Origin of the sequence: Falsiroseomonas bella, from assembly GCF_003173615.1 — a bacterium.
In the GTDB taxonomy this organism is placed as follows: Bacteria; Pseudomonadota; Alphaproteobacteria; order Acetobacterales; family Acetobacteraceae; genus Falsiroseomonas; species Falsiroseomonas bella.
Genome location: NZ_QGNA01000004.1, coordinates 605515 through 622931, shown reverse-complemented (window position 1 = coordinate 622931; position 17417 = coordinate 605515). Strand labels below are relative to the sequence as shown.

Genomic DNA, 17417 nt, shown 5'->3' with positions numbered 1-17417 from the left:
AGGCGGCGCCCTAACTCTCCTTCACCGGCGCGGTGGCGCTCAGCAGCGCGTCGATCGGGTCCCAGGTCAGCGCCGTCTGCTGAACCGGATGGCCAGCCACGCCGATTGTCTCGGTCATCACGGGCCGCCCGCCGAGGCGGCGGTAGAACCAGCGTGCCTGGTTCTCGGCCAGCACCCAGACCAGCGCCGAATTGCAGCCGATCGCGCGCAGATGCGCGGCCATCGCCCGCATCAGCCGCCTTCCCACGCCGCGCTCCCGGAAGTCGTCCAGCACGTAGAGCGTCTCGACCTCGCCCTCCGCCAGGCCCTGGCGCCGCGCCCGGCCGCCGGAGGCGAACCCGATGATGGCGGCGCCGGGCCCGGGCTGGTCGCCCGGCTGGTCGTTGCCGCCGGCGGTTGCCACGAACACCGCATGGCCCTGCCGGCGGTCGAGGATGGCGCGCTGGTAGAACGCCGCGAGCCGCGTCTCCGAAAGCCCGGCCAGATAGGCGTCGTCGAGGATGCCGGCATAGGCGCTGCGCCAGGCCGCCACATGCACCGCGGCGATGCCGGGCGCGTCCTCGGCGCGGGCGCGGCGGACACAGATCATGGCCGCCTCTCCAGCACGGCGGCGAAGAAGCCGTCTGTGCCGTGGCGCGCGGGCGAAAGGGCGAGCGCCTCGCCCTCCACGGGACAGACGACGGCCGGGCAAAGCTCCGCCCACAGCGCCGGGACGGGGCGCATGACGAAATCAGGATGGCGCCCAAGGAAGCGCTCTATCTGCATTTCGTCCTCCTCCGGAAGGAGCGAGCAGGTAGCGTAGACCAGTCTTCCGCCCGGACGCACCAACTCTGAGGCCTCCTCGAGGATCACGGCCTGTTTGGCGGAAAGCTCGGCCAGATCGGTCGCGTTGGTGCGCAGCCGCGCATCGGGATTGCGCCGCCAGGTGCCGCTGCCGGTGCAGGGCGCATCCACCAGCACGCGATCGAAGCTGCGGCCCCGTCGCTTGCGCCACTTGTCGCCGGGCTCGAGCAGGTGCCGCTCGGCATTGCTGACGCCGGCCCGGCGCAGCCGGCGCCCGGCCCCCTCCAGCCGCGCGGCGGAGACGTCGCAGGCGACGATGTGACCGCGATTGTCCATCGCCGCGGCCAGCGCCAGGGTCTTGCCGGCCGCGCCGGCGCAATAATCCGCCACCCGCATGCCGGGTCGCGCATCGGTGAGCAGCGCGATGAGCTGGCTGCCCTCGTCCTGCACCTCGATGAGGCCCTCCTTGAAGGCGGCCGTGCCGGTGACCGGCTTGCGCTCCGGGATGCGAAGGCCCCAGGGCGAGAGCGGGGTCGGCGTCGCGGCGATGTCCTCCCCCGACAGGGCGAGCCGGGCCGATTCCCGGCTGGTGCGGAGCAGGTTGGCGCGCAGGTCGAGCGGCGCCTCCGCCTCCATCGCCGCGGCCTCGGCGGCAAGCTTTTCGCCGAAGCGGGCGCGCAAGCCGGGCAGCGCCCAGTCCGGCAGGTTCAGGCGCGGCCCCTCCGGCATCTCGGGATCGACCAGCTTCGCGCCGGACAGGCGGCGCAGCGCCGAAACCTCCTCGGGCGAGAGCGGCGACGGGGCGAAGCGGTCGCCGGTGAAGTGGCCGCCGAGCTTCTGCAGGGTCCAGCCCTCGGCCAGCAGCAGATGGGCGGCCAGCACCAGCCGGGGCGTGGGCGGCGTGCCGATCCGCGCCAGGTGCCAGTCGAGCCGCAGCCTCTGGCGGATCGCGCCCCAGGCGAGTTCCGACACGGCGCGCCGGTCGCCGCTGCCGATGTAGCGGCGGCCGCGGAAGAAGTCGGTCGCGATGGCGTCGGCCGGGCGGCGCGGCGCGGCATCGAGCGCGGCGAGCAGGTCGATCGCCGCCTGCAGGCGGCCGGCGGGGGTCACGGCGCGAGCAGGCCCGGCAGCTCGGCAAGCGTGCCGATGCGCGCGGCGGCGAGGTCCTCGAGCCAGTATTCGGACGGCACCGCGGCCCGGTTCAGCCAATGGACCCGGAAGCCGAAGCGCGCCGCGCCATAGGCGTCCCAGGCATTGCCCGAGACGAAGGCGATCTCATGCGGCTGGCAGGCGAAGCGCTCGGTCGCCAGCGCATAGACCGCGCGCGCCGGCTTGTAGCGGCGGAGCGGATGAACCGAGAGCACCGCATCGAGCAGCGGCGCGAGGCCGGCGGCCTCCACCGCCTCCTGCAGCATGCCGGGCTCGCCGTTGGAGAGGATGGCGGTCGCCATGCCGGCCCGGCGCAGCGCGGTAAGCGCGGGGGCCGCATCGGGAAAGGCGTCGAGCCGGCGATAGGCGCCGAGAAGATCCTCGCGCAGCGCGCCGTCGGCCACGCCATGCGCCGCCAGGGCGACGTTCAGGGCGCGCGCGGTGACGGAGGAAAAATCCTCGTAGTCGCCGCAGGCCGAGAGGATCCAGGAATATTCCAGCTGCTTCGCCCGCCACAGCGCCGAGACGGCGGCGGCCTGCGGCCCGAGGCGGCCGGCATGGCGCGCCACGGCGGCATGGACGTCGAGCAGGGTTCCGTAGGCGTCGAAGACGACGGCGGCCATCCGGCCGACCGGGGCGGTCATGCGGCTTTGGCGTCCTTCCTTCGCCGGCCATGCTGCGCCCCGCCGGCGGCGGAGGGCAAGCCCCGCAGCCGACCGGCGCGGGACGCGTGCTCAGGCGAAGGCGGCCTCGGGCCCGGCCGCCGGCAGGTTCTGCCGCGCAGGCGCCTCGGCGGCGCGGGCGGGACGGATCACCCTTCCATGCGGTAGTTCGGCGCCTCCCGCGTCACGGCGACGTCGTGGACGTGGCTCTCGCGCAGGCCGGCATTGGTGATGCGACGGAAGCGGGCGCTGCGCTGCATGTCGGCGATGGTGGCGCTGCCCGTGTAGCCCATCGCGGCTCGCAGGCCGCCGACCATCTGGTGGATCACCGCGCCGACCGGGCCCTTGTAGCCGACGCGCCCCTCGACGCCTTCCGGCACCAGCTTGAGCTTGTCCGCGACCTCGGCCTGGAAGTAGCGATCCGCGCTGCCCCGCGCCATCGCGCCGAGCGACCCCATGCCGCGATAGCTCTTGTAGGAACGCCCCTGGTAGAGAAAGACCTCGCCGGGAGCTTCGTCGGTGCCGGCGAAGACGCTGCCCATCATCACGCAATCAGCGCCGGCCGCGACCGCCTTGGCGATGTCGCCGGAGGAGCGGATGCCGCCATCGGCGATGCAGGGCACGCCCTTCTCGCGGCAGGCCGCCGCGCTTTCCATCACCGCGGTGAGCTGCGGCACGCCGACGCCGGCAACGATGCGGGTGGTGCAGATGCTGCCTGGGCCGATGCCGACCTTCACCGCATCGGCGCCCGCCTCGATCAGCGCCAGGGCGGCTTCCGGCGTCGCGACATTGCCGGCGACCACCTGCACCGAGTTCGACAGGTGCTTGATCCGCTCGATCGCCTTCAGCACGCCGGCGGAATGGCCATGCGCCGTGTCCACCACGACCACGTCCACCTCCGCCTCCACCAGCAGGCTTGCGCGGCGGAAGCCGTCCTCGCCGACGCCGGTGGCCGCGGCGACGCGCAGCCGGCCCATCGCGTCCTTCACGGCGTTCGGGTTGGCCTGCGCCTTCTCCATGTCCTTCACGGTGATCAGCCCGACGCAGCGATAGGCGTCGTCCACCACCAGCAGCTTCTCGATGCGATGCTTGTGCAGCAGGGCGCGCGCCTGCGCCGGCGTGACATCGGTGTTGGCGGTCACCAGGTTCTCCCGCGTCATCAACTCGTAGACGCGGGTGTTGGGGTCGGAGGCGAAGCGGACGTCGCGGTTGGTGATGATGCCGACCAGGCGCCCCGAATCCCGCTCCACCACCGGGATGCCGCTGATGCGGTGCGCATCCTGCAGGGCGCGCACATCGGCCAGCGTCTGGTCGGGATGGATGGTCAGCGGGTTCACGACCATCCCGCTCTCGAACTTCTTCACCCGGCGCACCTGCGCCGCCTGGTCCTCGGGCGAGAGGTTCTTGTGCACCACGCCGATGCCGCCGGCCTGCGCCATCGCGATGGCCATCGGCGCTTCCGTCACCGTGTCCATCGCCGCGGCGACGAGGGGGATGTTCAGCGCGATCTCGCGCGTCAGCCGGGTACGGGTGTCGGTGTCCGCCGGCAGCACGGTGGAGTAGGCCGGCACCAGCAGCACGTCGTCGAAGGCATAGGCCTCCTCGAACCGCCCGCGGGGAGCGACGTCGGCAGGGCTGTCGGGGGGCGCCATGGTGGAAACCTCTCGGGGAACGCGACCTTGGCGCCCCGCCCTACACCCGTTGGCGACCCCGCGTCCAGCGGATGCGGCGTGACGCTTGCCTGACGCTTCGTCGGGTCAGGGTTGCGTGCCCTTGAACCCCGTGGCGACGACATAGAGCTCCGCGCTGTCCTTCCGGCTGGCCGGCGGCTTGGCGTGGCGGACCTGGGCGAAGCGCTGCTTCAGCGTGTCGAGGAAAGCCTTCTCCGATCCGCCCTGGAAGACCTTGGCGACGAAGGCGCCGCCCGGCGCCAGCACGCGCAGCGCAAAGTCGAGCGCGAGTTCGGCCAGGGCCATGATGCGCAGATGGTCCGTCGCGGCATGGCCGGTGGTGTTCGGCGCCATGTCGGACAGCACCAGGTCCGCTTGGCCGCCCAGCGCCGCCTCCACCTGGCGTTCCGCCTCGGCGTCCTGGAAATCGCCCTGCAGGATCGTCGCCCCCGGCACCGGGTCGACCGGCAGCAGGTCGAGCCCGACCACCCGTCCCTGCTCGCCGGCCTTGCGCATCGCCACCTGTGTCCAGCCTCCGGGCGCGCAGCCGAGGTCCACCACGCGGGCGCCGGGCTTCAGCAGATGGAACTTCTCGTCCAGCTCGACCAGCTTGAAGGCCGCGCGGGAGCGCCAGCCCTGCGCCCTGGCGGCCTGCACATAGGGGTCGTTGAGCTGGCGCTCGAGCCAGCGCTGGCTCTGCGGGCTGCGGCCCTTGGCGGTGCGCAGCCTGGCCGAGAGCGATCGCCCGCCGGGCGTCTTGCGTGTCATCGCCGCGATATCGGCGATCAGGCCTGCGCGTGCCAGCCCTGGCGGCGCGGCGGGTAGCCGCGCATGGCCATGCGGTCCGCCCGCATCAGCCGCAGCAGCATCCCCTCCCGCAGGCCGCGGTCGGCCACCGTCAGGCGCGGCACCGGCCAGACCCGGCGGATCGCCGCATAGACCGCGCAGCCGGGCAGCACGAACTCCACCCGGTCCGGCCCGACGCAGGGATGCGCGGCCAGCCCCTCCCGGCCGAGCGCGAACAGGTCGCCGAGCGCCTGGTCGGCCAGGTCGGCATCCAGCGTCTGCCCATCCACCAGCGGCCGGCGGTAGCGCGGCAGCGCCATGGCGACGCCGGCGAGCGTCGTGACCGTGCCGGAGGTTCCCATCAGCCGAACCCCGCCGGCGCGGATCTCCTGCGCGATGCGATGGACCGAATCGAAGCCGGCGAGCCGCTCGGCCACCTCGTTCACCACGGCGTGAAACCCGGCCTCGGTGAAGCAGGACGGTCCGCAGCGCTCCGACAGCGTGACCACGCCGACCGGCACGGAGAGATAGCCGATCAGTTCCGGCGTGGGGCGGTGGGGCTGGATGCGGATCCAGGCGATCTCGGTGGAGCCGCCGCCGATGTCGAACAGCAGCGCGCGGCGGTCGCCCGGCTCGATCAGCGGGGCGCAGGATTCCATGGCGAGTTCCGCCTCCTCCCGCGCCGAGATGGTGCGCAGGCGGAGCCCGGTTTCCCGCTCGACCCGGGCAAGGAAGGCCGGGCCGTTGACGGCGCGCCGGCAGGCCTCGGTCGCGACGGCCTGCAGCGCCCGCACCGGGCGGCGGCGCAGCTTCTCGGCGCAGGCGGCGAGCGCCGCCATGGCGCGATCCATCGCGGCCTCCGAAAGCCGGCCGGAACTGACCAGGCCCTCACCCAGGCGGACGATCCGGCTGAAGCTGTCCACGACCCGGAAGCCGCCGGAGGCGGGCGAGGCGACGAGCAGCCGGCAATTGTTGGTACCGAGGTCGAGCGCGGCATAGGCCGTCGGCATCGCCGGCTCCCGCCGCGGCCCGAACTGGGCGGCGGCTGGTGCGTGGGAAGGTGCCGGTGCGGGGGCGGAGGGGATGTCGTCAGGCATGGCGGTTGCCGGATGCCGCCCCGTCCCGATGATCTCGCATCGGCCCGCAGCGGCTTTCCTTCGCCATGATCCGGCGGCGCTGCGTTCGGGGCAAGGCATTTCCGCCAAGTGAAACGGCATGCTGTTGCCTGCCCCGGATCGCTGTGGTAACCCCCGCGCCCTCGCCGCGTTAGATGGGCGAGCCCGCCGGCGATGGGGGATAGTTTAGCGGTAGAACTCCGGATTCTGACTCCGGCAGCCTTGGTTCGAATCCAGGTCCCCCAGCCAGCGCCTCCGCATCCGAGCGCATCAGGCCCGCCTTGCCGCTCGCCGTCAGTCCCGCTTGACGCCGGCCGCGCGCAGGATCGGGCCCCATTTCTCGAACTCGGCGCGGTGGATCGCCACCATCTCCTCCGGCGTCGGCTGCGGGATGAGGTCGAAGCCGATCTCCGTCAGGCGCTTGCGCACCGCGTCCTCGGCCATCATCGCCTTGGTCACGTCGTACATGCGCTGCACGATCGGGGCCGGCGTGCGTGCGACGGTGGAGACGCCGATCCAGGTGCTCATCTCATAGCCGGCCACGCCGGCCTCCTGCATCGTCGGCACCTCCGGCAGGAAGGGAGACCGCTCGCGTGAGGTGACGGCCAGCGCCCGCAACTCGCCCGAGCGGATCAGCCCCAGCAATGTCGAGATGTTGAAGAAGGCGAAATCCACCTCGCCGGTCTGCGCCGCCAGGATGCCCTGCGGCGCGCCGCGATAGGGCACATGCGTTGCCTCGAAGCCGGTCATCTGCGCCATCATCGCCGAGGAGACGTGGTGCGTGGTGCCGACGCCGCCCGAGGAATAGGTGAGCTTGCCGGGGTTCGCCTTCCCCGCCGCGACGATGTCGGCGACGCTGTTGAAGGGCGAGCCCCGCTTCACGACCAGCGCGTTGCTGACCGCAACGATGCGCGTGATGGGCTGGAAGTCGCGCAGCGGATCATACGGCAATTGCGGGTACAATACCGGGTTGAAGGCGATGGAGGTCTGCCCGGTGATGGTCACCGTGTAGCCATCCGGCGCCGATCGCGCGACCTGTCCGAGTGCCACCGTGCCATTCGCCGCCGGCCGGTTCTCCGTCACCACCGGCTGGCCGAGCCGGCTGCTCCAGCCATCCGCGACGGTGCGCGCGACGATGTCCACGGAGCTGCCGGCCGCGAGCGGCGCGACCATGGTGATGGGGCGCGTCGGCCAGGCGGGCTGCGCGCGCAGCGAAGCCGGCAGCGCGGCGGTGCCGGCGGCGGCAAGCAGCAGGGAACGGCGACGCATCATCAGCCTCCTTCGCGGATCAGATAGACCGGGCTCGACCAGGCGACCGCGCCATCCTCGAAGGTGGCGCGCAGATAGAGCGCATTGTCCTGGCCGCCGCGCAGCGCGATACGGCGCGAGAGGCGCACGCGGCGATGCGGGTTGGCGTCGGGCAGGCGGAAGACGCGGATGCGCCGGCCGAGGCCGCCGGCCTCGAAGACCTTGTCCTCCAGCCCGATCTCCGCGACGGGGATGCGCGCCTGGACCAGGTTGGTGTCGATGATCAGCGTGCCGGCGCTTGCATCCTCAAGCACCGTCTCCATGCCGGCGAAGCCGCCGGTGGTGACGGCCTCGAAGGCGACGCCGTCGGTGCCGGCGACCAAGGGCTTGTCGAGGTTCCAGCGGTTGATGGGGCGCGTTCCGCCGAAGCGGTTGCCCTCGATGCCGACGCGCCCCTTCCAGATCGTCTCCCGCCCGCGGCCGCGATACTCCGATCCTTCCCAGATCACGCGGATGCGCCGGCCGAGATCGGCAGAGCCGTAAGGGCGCCAGATCTGGACCAGCTCCGTGCGGTTGCGCAACTCCACCCGCTCGATCGGCGCGGCGGCGGCGAGCTCGGCTTCGAACAGCGCCTCCGCATCCATGACGCCGGTCAGGATGTCGCCCATCAACGCGGTCGCCGCGCGGCCGACCGGTGAACCGCCGAGTGCGGGGTCGTCCTCATGCAGGTCGGCCGGCGCGGCGAGCGTGACCGTCACATCCACAAGCGCGCGCGTCGCGGCGGTGGTGGCGTAGTGGTGGCGGCGCTTCAGCGCGCGGAACAGCGCGGGGCGGGACAATTCCTCCGCCAGGATGCAGGTGAGCCCGCCATAGGAGCCGAATTGCGACGCGCCGGGATGCGAGGCGCCCTGCCGTCCCTTGTGCCCATCCGAATTGGCGCTGACACCCACGCGCGCGCCGACGGCGAAGGCGTCCTCCAGCAGCCAGTCGAAGGTGCCCCAGTCGGAATGCACCTCCACCGTGCGCTCCAGCGCCTTGTCATGCGCATAGAACAGGTTGGCGTAGCGGCCGCCGACATGCGGTTGGCTCAGCACCGCACCTTCCCGGCGCAGCATTGCGTGCAGCGCCTTCACGTCCAGTGCGTCGTTCGCGGCGTCCGACAGATCCTCGACCAGCGCGTGGCAGGAGCGGTGGATCGTCGCGCCTTCATTCAGCAGGATCACGTTGCGGTCGCCGCCGAGCGCGGTGTTGCCGCTCCACTCATAGCCGGGGAAGAAGACGAAGCAGCCGGGGCGGTCGAACTCGGCCGTCAGCCGGTTCAGGTCGCGCCAGAAATCCTTCGTTATCTGGAAGTCGTTGCCCTGGTGGCACATCGCGTCCACGAAGGCGCAGTCGCGCGCGTATTCCGCGAGGCGCCGCGCGCTGTTGGTGCCGACCGTCTCGCCGGACTGCCCGTGCAGATCCGCCCAGAACGGCACCAGCGCCGCCTCGGCCACCACGTCGAGCGGGTTGGAAACGGCGAGCACTTTGCCCGTCTCGTCCAGCCATTCCACGCGCACCTCGCCGGGGCGCGCGATGCGCAGCCCCTCGATGCGATGCGCGCGCGCGCCTTCAGGCCAGTCGAAGCTGGCCGGCAGGCCCTCGATGCCGGCGCCGAGCGCACGCAGCGAGAATCGTCCGCGCAGGCGGTCGGACGGGTTGCCCCAGGCATCGTCGGCGCGCAGGCCAAGCGCGAAAGCCTCGCCGGCGCGGCGCCGCGTGGGCAGCACGGCACGGAAGGTGGCGGGATCGCCGGCAACGACCGCAATCTTCGGCTGGTCCGGCAGCAGCGCCCAGTTGCAGGTGGCGAACACGTCCGCAAGGACGAGGAAGCGGAACTCGTCCTCGCAATAGGTCTGCATGCGCAGCCCCGGCGAGCCGCCGCGCCGGTCGCCCAGGCGCACCGTGATGGTGTCGCCCGGCGAGAGGAATCCGCGCTCCACGCTGATGGTGATGGTTCGGCTCCAGGGGCGCATGGCGAGCTTGGGATCGAAGCTCAGCCGCAGCGCCGCGCCGTTCGAGGCCTCCGCCGTGACGTAGTTCGGCGCCTTCGGGTCATTGAATTGCGGGCGCGCGAGGTCGGAGACCTGGCGCGTGCAGATGCGTAGCGAGCCTGTGTCGTCCACGCCGAAGCGCCCGGCGGTGAAGACGATCTCGAGGCTGGCGAAGCTGCCCGCGACGACCGGCGCGGCGGGCGAGAGCGTCACATGCCCGATCTCTCTCGCCATGTAATCGGTGTGATGCGCGGTGTGGCCCGGCGCGGCGCCGGGGATGGCGAGTTGCGCGCAGGGAAGCGGGGCGCTGTCGTCGGGCATGGGTCCACTCACGAATGCGCTCGCATTCTGGGCATGGTTCGCGCGCTGCCGCAAACCATCGGCGTGCTCATTCCAGACGCGCCCCGGAAGCGCGCGCGACCGCGGTCCACTTCGCCGTCTCCGCGGCGATCTCGCGTGCCATCGCCGCGGCATCCACCGGCGTGGCCGCGATCAGCCCCGCTGCCAGCAGCGCGCGCTTCACCTCGGCATCGGTGGTCGCCGCGCCGAGCGCCGCGTTCAGCGTGCCGAGCACAGGCGCCGGCGTGCCGGCGGGCGCGACAAGGAAGATGCCCGGCGCGGCGTCGAAGCCGGGCAGCACCTCGGCCACCGCGGGCACCTCGGGCACGCTCTCCAGCCGCGTCGCGGTGGTGACCGCGAGCAGGCGCAGCGCGCCGGCGGCTACCGCGGGAAGCAGAGAGGGAAGGCTCGCGATGACCAGCTCGATCTCGCCGGCGATCGCGGCCGTGACGGCGGGCGCGCCGCCGCGATAGGGCACGTGCTCCAGCGGCATTGGCGCGGTGCCGCGCAGCATCTCGCCGACCAGATGCTGCACCGTGCCGACGCCTGGCGTGGCGTAGCGCCAGGGCCGTGGCGCGGCCTGCGCCCGCGCGATGGCGGCGCGCAGATCCGTCACGCCGAGCCCGGCCGGCACGGCGAGGCCGAGCGGGGCGATGGCGATCCGCCCGACCGGCGCGAAGGAGGCGACGGGGTCGTAGCGGACCTCGCGATACAGCGCGGGCGCAATGAGCATCCCGGTCTCGCCAACCATCAGCGTGTAGCCATCGGCATCGGCGCGCGCGACCGCTGCGGCGGCGAGGGTGCTGCCGGCGCCGGGGCGGTTCTCCACCACTACGGACTGGCGCAGCGCCTCGCCCATGCGGCGCGTGACGACGCGCGCGGCGAGATCCACGCCGCCGCCCGGCGCGAAGCCGACAACGGCGCGGACGGGGCGCGAGGGAAACTCCTGCGCCGCCGCGACACCTGGCAACAGCGGCGCGGCCAGCCCCGCCAGCACGATGCGCCGCCCGAACGCCCTGCCCTGCATGCCCGCCTCCTCCCGTTTCCGAGAGGGAGCCTAGCATTGCAATGACGCCCCGCGGCAAGCCGGCCGGCCATTCACGGGTGCCGCCAGCGGTCAGACCCGCAGTGTCATCCGATGACGGGCGCGGGCGGGTCGCCGTAGGGGTAGAACTCCTCCAGCCGCAAGTGCTTGAAGGGCAGCGCCTCCAGCCGGGCGGTGCCGAGGAAGGGCTGGTCCGGCTCCACCAGCAGGATGGTCGGCGCGAAGCCGCTGTCGTCGAAGCCGCGGCGGAAATGCGCGCGGGACTTGATCGCGATCACGTCGAAATCCGTGGGCTTCAGCCCGAGATTCCACAGCTCGTGCGGCTCCGTGATCTGCACCAGGAAGGGGCTGAGGATCAGCACATTGCCCTCGCCGAAGCCGACCATCACCCAATGGTCGCCGCCGCCCATCGCGCGCGGCGTGGTCGGCGTGCCGATGCCGAGGACCGTGCCGGTGATGCGGACGGGATCACCGTCGGATTCCGCCAGGCGGCCGCCGACTTGCAGGTCCACCGGAGCGCCGGGCTTCGCCTGCGCCAGCGCCTGAACCGCCGCGGCGTCCGCGATGGTCGCGACCAGCGTGCGCGAGAGACCGCCGGCGATGATCGCTTGCAGCAGCCAGGTGGCGGCGCCGGAACGGTCGCTGTAGTCGGCCAGCACCACCGGCGCGCGCTTCTCCGCCACCGCCTGCTTCGCCAGCGCCACGCCCTCCTCCATGCGGTAGAGCTTCGTGCCGCGGATCAGGTCCGCGCGGCGGCGCCAGGTCCAGTCGGCCATGTCCTGCGCGACCTTGCGCGCCAGCGCGGGATTGCCGTTCGTCGTGACCTGGATGCACATGCCGGCATCCGGCACGTCGCACCACGGGAAGCCGAAGAAGACGTTGACGTAGGTGTCGGGCTCGCGCGCCTCCCACACCAGGGCGCGCTGCACCAGGTCGGACCAGGGCGAGGCGCCGGTCCACATCACCACCGTTGGCGCGATGATCGGCACCTTCACGGTCACCGTCTCCGGCCGGTAGTCGCCGCGGATCGCGCGCACCAGCATGCGCGCGGCGCGCTCGCCCTGCAGATGCATGTCGTAGTGCGGAAAATACTTCACGCAGAATGCCATGTCGGCATGGCGCAGGAACTCCGCATCCTCGTTGCCATGCGGGTCGAAGGTGGCGGCGATGCGCGCCTTGGGCCCGAGCACCGCACGCACGCGCCGCGCCACCTCGGCCTCCGGCCGCGGCACGCCGCGCACGCCCGCGGCGCCATGCAGCGCCAGGAAGGCGCCGTCGAACGGACCGAGGCGCTGGAGCTCCGCGATCTGCCTGCCGACGAAGACCTCGAAGGCCTCGTTGGTGATCCAGCCAGACCCCGTGCCGGTCTTGGGCCAGAGCGGGGATTCTATGCCCACCAGCTCCACATCCTGCCATTCGCGCGCGACCTGCACGAAGCCGCCCATGTAGCCCTTGGGGTCGGTCGCCAGAAGCGCCTCGCCCGCGGCCGGCGAGCCGGGGTAGCGGAAATCGGCCTCCGTCGTGTCGTTGGGCAGGAAGGTCACCGTCTCATGGGTGAACTGCAGGACCGCGATGCGCATGGCTTTCCTCTGGCGTGACGGCGCAGCCTAGCCCAGGCGGCGCCCCCCTGGCCAAGCCGGGCCGATGCTGGCAAGTGCGATGCATGGCACGAGGCGGGATGACGGGATGAGCGAGGCGCGCCCGGTGCGCATCGCCGTGGATATCGGCGGCACCTTCACGGACCTGCAGATCCTGGACGCACGGCAAGGCCGCGTCTTCGCCTGGAAGACGCCGACCACGCCGGCCGATCCCTCGGAAGGGCTGCTGACCGGCGTGCGCGAAGCGGCGGAGCGCTTCGGCTTCGCGCTGTCCGATGTCGGCCTGCTGCTGCATGGGACGACCATCGCGACGAATGCCGTGCTGGAGCGGAAGCTGGCGCGCGGCGCGCTGCTGACCACGGCGGGCTTCGAGGATGTGCTGGAAATCACGCGTCACGCGCGGCGCGAGATCTACGCGCTCGCACCCGATCCTTTCCCCTGCCTGATCCCGCGCGAGCTGCGCTTCGGCGTGCCGGAACGGCTGCGCGCCGATGGCAGCGTGGAACAGGCGCTCGGCGATCTCACCCCCGTGCTGGACCGCCTGCGCGCGGCGCAGCCGGAAGCGGTCGCCATCGGCCTGCTGCATGCCTATGCGAACCCCGCGCATGAGCGGGCGCTGCGGCATGCCGTCGTGCGTGCCCTGCCCGGCGTGCCGGTCTCCCTGTCCTCCGAGGTCAGCCCCGAGATCCGCGAATACGAACGCCTCTCCACCACCGTGCTGAACGCACTGCTGATGCCGGTGGTGAAGCGCTACCTCGACCGGCTGGAATCGCGCCTCGGCGAGGGCGGCTTCGCGCCGCGCATCTTCCTCGTGCAGTCCAATGGCGGCATGTGCAGCCTGCGCCGCGCGGCGGAACAGCCGGCGCGGCTGCTGCTCTCCGGCCCCTCCGGCGGCGCGCTGGCCGCCGAGCGCATCTCCCGCCGGCTGGAGCGGCCGAACCTGGTCGCGGTGGACATGGGGGGCACCAGCTTCGACGTCTCCGTCGTGCAGGAGAACCGCATCGGCTTGGTGACGCAGGGCGAGGTGGACCGGCTGCCGGTGCGCCTGCCGATGGTGGAGATGCGCACCATCGGCGCCGGCGGCGGCTCCATCGCCAGCGTGGATCCGTCGGGTCGGCTGACGGCAGGCCCGCGCAGCGCCGGCGCGCGGCCCGGCCCGGTGTGCTACCGTCGCGGCGGCACGGAGCCGACGGTGACGGACGCGCATGTCGCGCTCGGCCGCATCGACCCGGATTTCTTCCTCGGCGGCGCGATGCAACTGGATGCCAAGGGCGCGCGCGAAGCGATCGCGAACCGCATCGGCGCGCCGCTCGGCCTGACGCAGCCGGACGCGGCGGATGGCATCCTGCGCGTGACGAATGTGCAGCTCGCGGCCGCCGTGCGGCTTTCGTTGTTCGAGAAGGGCCTCGATCCCCGCGAGTTCGCGCTGCTGTCCTTCGGCGGTGCGGGCGGGCTGCACGCCATCGAGGTCGCGGAGGAACTCGGCATGACGGAGGTTGTCTTCCCGCGCGAACCCGGCACGCTCTCCGCCTACGGCATCCTGTTCTCCGACCTGGCGCAGGACCTCGCGCGGTCGCGCCTGTTCCTCGCGGGCGATGCGGCGCTGCCGGAGATCACGGCCACGCTGGACGGGCTGCGTACCGAGGCGCTGCAACGGCTGGAGGAGGATGGCGTGCCGGAAGCACAGCGCGTGGTCGAGATCGCCGCCGACCTGCGCTATCGCGGTCAGGCCTTCGAGCTGCTGGTGCCCTGGCCGGAAGCTCCCGACCTCCCTGCCCTGCTCGCGCGCTTCCACGCGCAGCACCGCGCGCGTTTCTCGTACGCAGCGGAAGGCGAGAAGGTGGAGATCGTGACGCTGCGCGCCATCGCCATCGGCCGCCTGGACAAGCCCGAGGAAGCGGCGCCGCCCTGGCCCGATGCAACTGCACCCGCCAGCACGCGGCAGGTCTGGAGCGCGGGCGCCGTCGCGGCCTGGCCCGTGTGGCGGCGGGAGGCGATGCGCCCCGGTGCGCCGGTCTCCGGCCCCGCCATCATCGAGGAAGCCTTCGCCACCCATGTCCTGCCCGCCGGCTGGCGGGCCGAGGCGCATCCCGAAGGTGCCCTGATCGCGCGGAGGATCGCATGACGCTCGGCCCCATCGAGATCGAAGTCATCCGCAACGCGCTGACCGCCGCCGCGGCCGAGATGGACGTCACCATCTGGCGCACCAGCCGCAGCACCATCGTGCGCGAGTTGCTGGACTACTCCACCGCCGTCTTCGATGCGGATGGCGACAATCTCGCGCAATCCGCGCGCATCCCGAGCCACCTGAACTCCATGACGCATGCGCTGCGCACGCTGCTGGCGGAGTACGTGCGGCCGGATGCGTGGGAGGAAGGCGACGTCGTCATCTTCAACGACCCTTATTGCGGCGGCCAGCACCTGCCGGACATCCTGGCCTTCCGCCCCGTCTTTCATGAAGGCCGCCGCATCGCCTTCGTCGGCACGCTCTGCCACCACATCGACGTCGGCGGCCTCGCCGCCGGCAGCTATGCCGCGAAGGCGCTGGAAATCTTCCAGGAAGGGCTGCGCATCCCGCCGGTGAAGCTGATCGCGCGCGGCGTCCGCAACGAGGCGGTCTTCGCGATGATCCGCCAGAACGTGCGGAAGCCGGACCTGCTGATGGGCGACCTGGCATCGCAGCTTGCCAGCCTGGAAGTCGGCGCGGCGGCCATCGCGCGCCTGGCGCGGCGCTTCGGCGCCGAGGCAGTGATCGAGGCAGGACAGCGAATCCTCGCGATGAGCGAGGCCGGCATGCGCGCCGCCATCGCCCGCATGCCCGACGGCACCTACGAGTTCGAGGACTTTCTGGACGACGACGGCATCGAGCTGGGAAAGCCGATCCGGCTGCATGTGAAGCTGACCATCGCGGGCGAGGAAGCGGTGGTGGACGTCTCCGGCTGCTCGCCGCAGGTGGCGGGGCCGGTGAACGCGACGCTGGCCAGCACCAACGCCGCGGTGATGTTCGCGCTGATGTGCTGCGCCGATCCCTCGCTGCACATGTCCGCCGGCTGCTACCGCCCGATCCGCGTGATCGCGCCGGAAGGCCTGGTGGTGAACGCCCGCCACCCCGCCCCCGTCGCGCACCGCATCGCGGCGACGCACCGGCTGCTCAACGCCATGATGGGCGCGCTGCACCAGGCCGTGCCGGCCATGATCCCGGCCGCCTATTACGGCAACAGCTACGTCACCACCTTCCAGACCGTCGCGGAATCCGGCGCACGCGAGGTGCTGGTGGAGATCGAGATCGGCGGTTCCGGCGCGCATCCCGCGAAGGACGGCGTCAACGCCTTCGCCTCTGGCATGCACAACAACGCCAATATCCCCGTCGAGATGATCGAGGCGCAGTTGCCGCTGACCGTGCTGCGCTACGCCTTGCGGAACGGCAGCGGCGGTGCCGGCGAACGTCGCGGCGGCCTCGGCCTCGTGCGGGAATGGCGCGTGGACAGCCCGCGCTGCTTCTTCACGGCCAACATGGACCGCTTCGATCACGCACCCTATGGCCTTGCGGGCGGCGGGCCGGCGGCGAAGGGCGTGCTGGCGCTGACCCGCGACGGCAGGGAGACGCCGATCCCCCCCAAGACCGACAACCTGCCCCTGCAGCGCGGCGACATCGTTCGGCTGGAGACCTCCGGCGGCGGCGGCTTCGGGTCGCCGGCCGCGCGCAGCGCCGATGCGCAGGAGCAGGACCGGCTGCGGGGCTATGTCCCGATGCGGTGATGGGCATGGGAATGCGGGCGGAGGGACTTGAACCCCCATGGCTTGCGCCACTGGAACCTAAATCCAGCGTGTCTACCGTTCCACCACGCCCGCTCAGGCCCCTCGCACCGCGCCCGTAATCGGCGCGGCGGTCACGCGGGACGCTGCAGCACGAAGAGATGCGACAGCCAGCGCCCGCGGTCGAGTCCCGGCGCCGGATCTTCCTGAACCTCCAGCACTCGAAGCCCCGCCGCGGCCGCCGTGGCGAATATCACCGCCTGCGGCAGCACATGGAGCTCCTCGGGCGCGCTGCCGACCGCCGGCGGCGGCGTGCCGGCCGTATAGGCATAGCCGGCGCCGTAGGTCAGCGCCTGGAACACCGCGAGCCCCCCCGGCGCGAGGCCCGCGAAGGCCAGGTCCAGCAGGTGGCGAGCCAGCGGCGGCGGGATGTGCTGCAGCACGAAGCGGCTGTACCACAGATCGTAGCCCTCCGCCGGCATCGGCCGGTCCGGCCGGGCGCGCAGCCAGGCGATGTGATCGAGGCCCCGCGCGCGCGCCTCGGCCCGCGCCAGCGCCAGATGCGGCGCGGAGATGTCGATCCCCGTCACCTCCGGGCAGATCGCCGCAAGGTGCAGCGTGGCGCGGCCAAGGCCGCAGCCGAAATCCACAAGCCGGCCGAGCCGCTCCGGCGCGACCTCGTGACGCGCCAGCACGCCCTCGACCAGCCGCCGGTCCGCCATGCCCGAGGCGAAGAAGGCCCGCTTGTGGGTCGCCATGCGATCCGGCCGGAAGGCTGCCTCCGGGCAGCAGGACCAATGCGGCGCCGTCTCCCCGAGGCGCCCCCAGTCCCGACGCAGCGCCAGCAGGATCGCCTCCAGCTCGGCCGGCGCGGCTTTCGTCTCCACGCGCAGGGCCGGGGCGTCCGCGGGCAGCCCGGGCAGCGCCTCTGCGCCGACGCGCAGGCGGAACTCGCTCGACCGCAACAACTCGGTGCGCAGCGCGGCGCGGCTGTCCATCCGGGCGAGCAGCCGCGTGACGACGCCCGCATCCTCCGGCGCGCGGCCGAGGAGCCAGAGATAGGCTTCGAGCACGTCGGCCGATGTCGGTGCGGCCTGCAAGGGATCGGCTTCGGCCGCCTCGCCCATCGGCCGTGCGGCCAGCCGCGCCGCCAGGCGCTGCGCCATGCGGGCCTGGCGCCGTTGCGTCGCGGTCTCGATCGCGGGCGGGGCGGCGTCCTCGCTCATGCGGACG

At 72.1% G+C, this 17417-nt stretch carries 13 protein-coding genes and 2 tRNA genes; 3 read left to right on the top strand and 12 right to left on the bottom strand.

Features of this window, described 5'->3' with window-relative positions; all coding sequences use genetic code 11:
* Nucleotides 1–10 precede the first annotated feature (10 nt).
* From DFH01_RS19855 to DFH01_RS19830, 6 genes are all read right to left on the bottom strand, one after another.
* Nucleotides 11–589 carry a GNAT family N-acetyltransferase gene (locus tag DFH01_RS19855; RefSeq protein WP_109872195.1) on the bottom strand — a complete coding sequence of 193 codons (579 nt, stop codon included), beginning with the start codon at nt 587–589 and terminating at the stop codon, nt 11–13.
* Nucleotides 586–1893, bottom strand: a complete 1308-nt coding sequence (locus DFH01_RS19850) for an RsmB/NOP family class I SAM-dependent RNA methyltransferase (RefSeq protein ID WP_109872194.1) — start codon at nt 1891–1893, stop codon at nt 586–588. The genes DFH01_RS19855 and DFH01_RS19850 overlap by 4 nt, the downstream gene beginning before the upstream one ends.
* Nucleotides 1890–2576: a haloacid dehalogenase type II gene (locus DFH01_RS19845; protein ID WP_199231302.1), complete on the bottom strand. Its 687-nt coding sequence runs from the start codon at nt 2574–2576 to the stop codon at nt 1890–1892. The genes DFH01_RS19850 and DFH01_RS19845 overlap by 4 nt, the downstream gene beginning before the upstream one ends.
* A 167-nt stretch (nt 2577–2743) precedes the next feature.
* Complete coding sequence (guaB, locus tag DFH01_RS19840) at nt 2744–4246, bottom strand: IMP dehydrogenase (RefSeq protein WP_109872193.1); 1503 nt, start codon at nt 4244–4246, stop codon at nt 2744–2746.
* Nucleotides 4247–4351: 105 nt separating this feature from the next.
* The gene (locus DFH01_RS19835) at nt 4352–5032 is read right to left on the bottom strand and encodes an RlmE family RNA methyltransferase (RefSeq protein ID WP_109872192.1); all 681 of its coding nucleotides are present in this window, start codon (nt 5030–5032) and stop codon (nt 4352–4354) included.
* Between the two features lie 17 nt (nt 5033–5049).
* Complete coding sequence (locus DFH01_RS19830) at nt 5050–6060, bottom strand: Ppx/GppA phosphatase family protein (protein WP_233256192.1); 1011 nt, start codon at nt 6058–6060, stop codon at nt 5050–5052.
* Between the two features lie 280 nt (nt 6061–6340).
* Here DFH01_RS19830 and DFH01_RS19825 point away from each other — a divergent pair.
* Nucleotides 6341–6414: transfer RNA gene (locus DFH01_RS19825), tRNA-Gln, on the top strand.
* 45 nt (nt 6415–6459) lie between these two features.
* On the opposite strand, the gene DFH01_RS19820 is transcribed toward DFH01_RS19825, so the two are convergent.
* The 4 genes from DFH01_RS19820 to DFH01_RS19805 all read right to left on the bottom strand — a co-directional run bounded on the left by DFH01_RS19820 (nt 6460) and on the right by DFH01_RS19805 (nt 12410).
* The gene (locus tag DFH01_RS19820; RefSeq protein WP_158287833.1) at nt 6460–7434 is read right to left on the bottom strand and encodes a Bug family tripartite tricarboxylate transporter substrate binding protein; all 975 of its coding nucleotides are present in this window, start codon (nt 7432–7434) and stop codon (nt 6460–6462) included.
* A gap of 2 nt (nt 7435–7436) precedes the next feature.
* Nucleotides 7437–9767, bottom strand: a complete 2331-nt coding sequence (locus tag DFH01_RS19815) for a DUF3604 domain-containing protein (protein WP_199231301.1) — start codon at nt 9765–9767, stop codon at nt 7437–7439.
* A gap of 67 nt (nt 9768–9834) precedes the next feature.
* A complete protein-coding gene (locus tag DFH01_RS19810; RefSeq protein ID WP_109872189.1) occupies nt 9835–10812 on the bottom strand; it encodes a Bug family tripartite tricarboxylate transporter substrate binding protein in 978 nt (325 codons plus the stop codon).
* A gap of 104 nt (nt 10813–10916) precedes the next feature.
* Nucleotides 10917–12410 (bottom strand): M81 family metallopeptidase, encoded by a 1494-nt coding sequence (locus DFH01_RS19805; protein ID WP_109872188.1) that lies wholly within the window; start codon nt 12408–12410, stop codon nt 10917–10919.
* A gap of 106 nt (nt 12411–12516) precedes the next feature.
* Here DFH01_RS19805 and DFH01_RS19800 point away from each other — a divergent pair, with 106 nt between their 5' ends.
* Both DFH01_RS19800 and DFH01_RS19795 read left to right on the top strand, forming a co-directional pair.
* The gene (locus DFH01_RS19800; RefSeq protein ID WP_109872187.1) at nt 12517–14553 is read left to right on the top strand and encodes a hydantoinase/oxoprolinase family protein; all 2037 of its coding nucleotides are present in this window, start codon (nt 12517–12519) and stop codon (nt 14551–14553) included.
* Entirely contained in the window at nt 14550–16187 is a 1638-nt protein-coding gene (locus DFH01_RS19795; RefSeq protein ID WP_109872186.1) for a hydantoinase B/oxoprolinase family protein, read from the top strand. The genes DFH01_RS19800 and DFH01_RS19795 overlap by 4 nt, the downstream gene beginning before the upstream one ends.
* Before the next feature lie 12 nt (nt 16188–16199).
* Here DFH01_RS19795 and DFH01_RS19790 read toward each other — a convergent pair.
* Nucleotides 16200–16280, bottom strand: a tRNA-Leu gene (locus tag DFH01_RS19790).
* 38 nt (nt 16281–16318) lie between these two features.
* On the bottom strand, nt 16319–17410 hold the full coding sequence (locus tag DFH01_RS19785) for a class I SAM-dependent methyltransferase (protein ID WP_109872185.1): 1092 nt from the start codon (nt 17408–17410) through the stop codon (nt 16319–16321).
* Nucleotides 17411–17417 lie beyond the last annotated feature (7 nt).

Coding starts and splice junctions, on each gene's coding strand:
- DFH01_RS19855 (WP_109872195.1), bottom strand. CDS start 589: ATGATCTGTGTCCGCCGCGCCCGCGCCGAGGACGCGCCCGGCATCGCC.
- DFH01_RS19845 (WP_199231302.1), bottom strand. CDS start 2,576: ATGACCGCCCCGGTCGGCCGGATGGCCGCCGTCGTCTTCGACGCCTAC.
- guaB (WP_109872193.1), bottom strand. CDS start 4,246: ATGGCGCCCCCCGACAGCCCTGCCGACGTCGCTCCCCGCGGGCGGTTC.
- DFH01_RS19835 (WP_109872192.1), bottom strand. CDS start 5,032: ATGACACGCAAGACGCCCGGCGGGCGATCGCTCTCGGCCAGGCTGCGC.
- DFH01_RS19830 (WP_233256192.1), bottom strand. CDS start 6,060: ATGCCGACGGCCTATGCCGCGCTCGACCTCGGTACCAACAATTGCCGG.
- DFH01_RS19820 (WP_158287833.1), bottom strand. CDS start 7,434: ATGCGTCGCCGTTCCCTGCTGCTTGCCGCCGCCGGCACCGCCGCGCTG.
- DFH01_RS19815 (WP_199231301.1), bottom strand. CDS start 9,767: ATGCCCGACGACAGCGCCCCGCTTCCCTGCGCGCAACTCGCCATCCCC.
- DFH01_RS19810 (WP_109872189.1), bottom strand. CDS start 10,812: ATGCAGGGCAGGGCGTTCGGGCGGCGCATCGTGCTGGCGGGGCTGGCC.
- DFH01_RS19805 (WP_109872188.1), bottom strand. CDS start 12,410: ATGCGCATCGCGGTCCTGCAGTTCACCCATGAGACGGTGACCTTCCTG.
- DFH01_RS19800 (WP_109872187.1), top strand. CDS start 12,517: ATGAGCGAGGCGCGCCCGGTGCGCATCGCCGTGGATATCGGCGGCACC.
- DFH01_RS19795 (WP_109872186.1), top strand. CDS start 14,550: ATGACGCTCGGCCCCATCGAGATCGAAGTCATCCGCAACGCGCTGACC.
- DFH01_RS19785 (WP_109872185.1), bottom strand. CDS start 17,410: ATGAGCGAGGACGCCGCCCCGCCCGCGATCGAGACCGCGACGCAACGG.